Here is a 4,762-nt window from a genome sequence, read left to right as displayed (position 1 = left end):
TTGGAAACTCCTTAGTTATTTGCAGGAGTCTCAAATGTTTCGTAACTTATTCAATATCGAGAATACCCAAATTGCTTATTATAATATGGAATCAGGGTGGGAACTGGGTATTACTGAGGCAGGAAAGAGTATTGAACAGAAAGTAGTATATCAAACATCCGATACCTATTTTTTAATAGACAGATTTTTTAAAACTGCTGATATTTTAGAAGAGGTGTGGCTTAAAGGAAGGGGACTAAAAAATGGCATAAGGCGAGATTATGAAAGAAAAATGGCTGAATTTTGGAAAGTTCATCAGCAAGCGGGGAAAGATTTCGGACGAGATTCGGATATTGCCATAGATTCTAACGGATATCCCCATATAAGTTACATTAATTTTACTGATTGGGATTTATGGTATGCAAAATGGGATGGAACCAATTGGATAACAGAGCCGGTAGATGTTGGCGCAATTGAAGTGGGTCAGTGGTCGGAAATTGTTTTATTAGACGGCTTGCCGCATATCTTTTATTGTGATAGATCGAATTTTAATTTAAAACATGCTTGGAAAAATACTGCCAACGGTTCATGGAATATTGAGAGTGTTAAAACGGCAGCAGGTCTTAGCGATGTTGATTGCATTCATCAATCTGTAGTCAAGGATGGTTTAGGAAGAGTTCATATTATTTATGGTGCTTGGCCCGGGGTTAGATACCTGGTTTACGATAAAAATAACGGGTATATTACTAAGACTTATCTTGAAACCAGTAATTATATTTATCATACCGACATTACATTAGACTCTAACAATTATCCGCATATTTCTTACTTCGATTGGACAGCAATGCAATACCGCTATAAGAAATGGGATGGCGCTCAATGGCTCGGAGCCTCAACTATTGATAATGAGAGCATTCAAAACTGGCAAGAATATACAAATTTAGTTCTTGATACATCACAAAATCCTCCCATTCCTCATGTGGCTTATTCTTTCAATAATAATCCAAATAATGTTATCAAATATGCCAAATATAACGGGTCAACCTGGGATATAGAAACTGTGGAAACGAATTATTATCAGGATTGGTCTAACGATGCAATGGTTTGGTATAAAAATAAACCTTGGATAATCTATACAAAAAATGACTCTTTAAGCTTAATATTGAAGAGGAAATCTATTTATGGATGGGAGGAATTAAAGTTAGACAAAAGTTCTAGCGAAAAAAAAACCGGCTGGACCCCGGCAATTTTTGAGGATGTGCTTAAAAACGTTCATATCAGCTATTTCGGTAATGCCGATACAAGTTTAAAATACGCTAAGTTAGAACCTTGGTGGCTTTATTGATTTATTTTTTAGAGGAGCGTAATTTTTTATAAGAGCAATAACACTTTTATTTAAGGTTATTTTTTTGTATAATTTAAAAAAGAGCTTAAATCTTTTTATCCAGCACTAAGATTAAAAATTAGTGACTATCTAAATATTTTCAAAAATTAGTGAAATTAGTGCCGGATTTATTTTAAGAGGAAAAAAATGACTAAACAAAAATCAGCTGCACAAGAATATAGAGCCGAAAGCATCCAGGTTTTAACCGGATTAGAACCAGTTCGTAAAAGACCCGGGATGTATATTGGTTCAACCGGCGTTACAGGTCTCCATCATTTAGTATGGGAGGTTATTGATAATGCTGTTGACGAAGCGATGGCGGGTTTTGCTGATGATATTCAAATAGAAATTTTAGAAGACAATAAAATAAGGGTAACTGATAATGGTCGTGGAATTCCTGTAGAAAAGCATCCCCAAACTAAAAAATCTACCCTTGAGACAGTTTTAACCATTCTTCATGCCGGAGGTAAATTCGGCGGCGGCGGATATAAAGTTTCAGGGGGTTTGCATGGAGTTGGAGTTTCGGTTGTTAATGCTTTATCAGAATGGACTGAAGCTAGAGTAATGCGTGATGGGAAGATTTATGCCCAGCAATACAAAAGAGGAGTTCCTCAAGGGGACGTTAAGCCGGTTGGAAAATCAAGCCATACAGGAACCACGATTAGCTTTAAGCCTGACCCAGATGTTTTTGAAACAACTACATTTAACTTAGATACAATACTTGATTATGCCAGACAGCAAGCGTACTTAACTAAGGGAATTACCGTTAAAGTTAAAGATTATCGTAGTAATGCAACTTATGGGTTTCACTTTGAGGGCGGAATACAATCTTACATAAAACATCTTAATAAAAACCGAACTTTGGTTAATGAATCGATATTTTATATTGATAAAGAACTTAATGATATTACTTGCGAGATAGCGCTTCAATATACAGACCGTTTTAATGAAAATATTTATACTTATGCGAATAATATTCATACAATAGAAGGCGGAATGCATTTGACTGGGTTTAGAGCATCGCTAACCAGAGTTTTGAATGATTATGCCAGAAAATTTGGATATTTAAAAAATAGCGATCCAACTTTACAGGGAGAAGATACGCGCGAAGGTTTAACGGCTATTATTTCTGTTAAGCTAAAAAACCCTCAATTTGAGGGGCAGACTAAGGCAAAATTAGGAAATCCGGAAGTAAGAACAGTAGTAGAATCTATTATGGGTGAAGGATTTGTGCAGTTTTTGGAAGAACATCCAGATGATGCCAAGAAAATAATGGAAAAAGTATTTTTGGCCGCTAAAGCTAGGATGGCTGCTCGTGCCGCAAGAGACAGCGTTATTAGAAAAGGTATTTTAGAAGGAATTACATTGCCGGGAAAGCTTGCTGATTGCTCAGAAAAGAATCCTGATAGATCTGAATTATTTATTGTTGAAGGAGATTCTGCTGGTGGCTGTTTTTCGGGCGACACAAAAATTGCTCTTACAGATGGTAGAAATATTACATTCAAAGAGTTAGTTAATGAATATAGAAAAGGAAAGAAAAGCTATTGCTATACGATTCAAAAAGATGGCAATATTGGAATTGCATTAATAGAAAATCCAAGAAAAACAAAAATAGCTGCTAAGGCTATTAAAATTATTCTAGATAATGGAGAGGAAATAATTTGCACTCCTGATCATAAGTTTATGTTAAGGAGCGGTATTTACAAAAAAGCTTTTGATTTAAAGTCCGATGATTCTTTAATGCCATTGTATCGAAAACATTCTGAAATTGGCGGGAGAATAACAATTGATGGTTATGAAATGGTTCTTAATTCTAAAGACATGAAGTGGATTTTCACCCATCTTTTAGCTGATAAGTACAATTTGGATAGTGGGGCATATATAGAGAGCGAAGGATTTCATAAGCATCACATCGATTTTAATAAGCTAAATAATAATCCCGATAATATAATAAGGATGGCAAAGGACGAACATTTAAAATATCACAGAGAACTTGCTCATCTCACATTACATACAGAAGAAACAAAGGAAAAATGCAGGAAAATACATCAGACGCCAGAGTTTAGAGAAAGGATTAGAAAAGTTTTTTCATCTTTAGGGATGAAAAAAATGTTAAGCGAACGAGCTAAAAAACAGTGGGGAAATCAACAATACAAAGAATATATGGTGAAAAAGTTTTTGGAGTTCTATCATAATAATTCCGAATATCGAGAAAAAAATAATAAGCTTCTTAATAAGTTACAAAAGCTATATTGGGGTGATGATTCTAATAGAAAAAAACAGTCAGAACGAATTAGGGAATATTTTGAGAGTAATCCGGATAAAAAAGGATATCTTTCTACTATAGCTAAAGAACAATGGAATGACCGAGATTTAAGAAAATGGCGATCAGGGATGACAAAGAAACAGTGGACAGATGAATTCAGAGAGAAAAGAAAAAAAGCGTATGATCAAACTTATTTAAGAAAAGCCTTGGAAGTGCTTTCTATGATTTATAAAGATAGTCAAAAAATTAATAAAGAAGCGTATAATAATATTAGAAAGCAAAGAGGCGACCGAAGCATTATAAGTATTGATACAATTTGTTACAGATTTTTTGGTGGTGACAAGAATAAACTAGAAAAAGCGGTTGTAAATTATAATCATAAAGTCAAAGCGGTTATTCCTATGAAGACAAAGATGGATGTTTATGATTTAGAAGTGTCGCAAACTCATAATTTTGCATTGGCAAGTGGCGTTTTTGTTCATAATAGTGCTAAGCAAGGTCGCAACAGGAACTTTCAGGCAATTTTGCCTCTTCGCGGGAAGATATTGAATGTTGAAAAAGCAAGATTGGATAGAATGCTTGCCTCCAACGAAGTAAAGGCTCTGATAATCGCTTTGGGGACGGCAATCGGTGATCAAATGGATATAAGCAAATTAAGATACGGAAGAATTATTATCATGACTGATGCTGATGTGGATGGAGCTCATATTAGGACATTACTTTTAACCTTATTTTATAGATACTTTGAAGAATTGATTACAAAGGGTCATTTATATATTGCCCAACCCCCGCTTTATAAAATCCAAAAAGGTAAAGAGGCTCATTATGCTTATACTGATGCAGATAAGGAAGAAATCCTTTCGAATTTTGGTGTAAGTAAAGTAGAGGAAGATATTAAAGTTGAAGAAGCTGAAGAAGGCGAGAAAGAAGAGAGAGCAATAGAAGAAAACAGGCCTGATGGCGAACAAGAAGAAGGTAAAGAAAAAGAAGAAACAAAAGTAAAAGGTGTAATGATTCAACGATATAAAGGTTTAGGAGAAATGAATCCGGAACAGTTATGGGAAACAACCATGGATCAGGAGAATAGAGTTTTGTATCAAGTAAACGTTGAAGACGCTGAAAAAGCTAATGAA

2 protein-coding genes are annotated in these 4,762 nt (G+C 34.8%); both read left to right on the top strand.

The genetic code is table 11. The annotated features are described in order from the left end of the window. Positions 1 to 34: 34 nt before the first annotated feature. On the top strand, positions 35 to 1,324 hold the full coding sequence (locus tag COX95_04710; protein ID PIZ85247.1) for a hypothetical protein: 1,290 nt from the start codon (positions 35 to 37) through the stop codon (positions 1,322 to 1,324). 186 nt (positions 1,325 to 1,510) lie between these two features. Then, the coding region (locus COX95_04705; GenBank protein ID PIZ85246.1) for an intein-containing DNA gyrase subunit B at positions 1,511 to 4,762 on the top strand (3,252 nt) is incomplete at its 3' end.

This window comes from bacterium CG_4_10_14_0_2_um_filter_33_32 (assembly GCA_002792735.1).
GTDB lineage: Bacteria > Patescibacteriota > CPR2_A > CG2-30-33-46 > CG2-30-33-46 > CG2-30-33-46.
Note: the sequence above shows the minus strand (reverse complement) of the source record. Positions and strands in the feature narration are given on the sequence as shown.

What these genes read in the sequence shown, in the direction of transcription:
- COX95_04710 (PIZ85247.1), top strand. Translation starts at nt 35, where the DNA reads ATGTTTCGTAACTTATTCAATATCGAGAATACCCAAATTGCTTATTAT.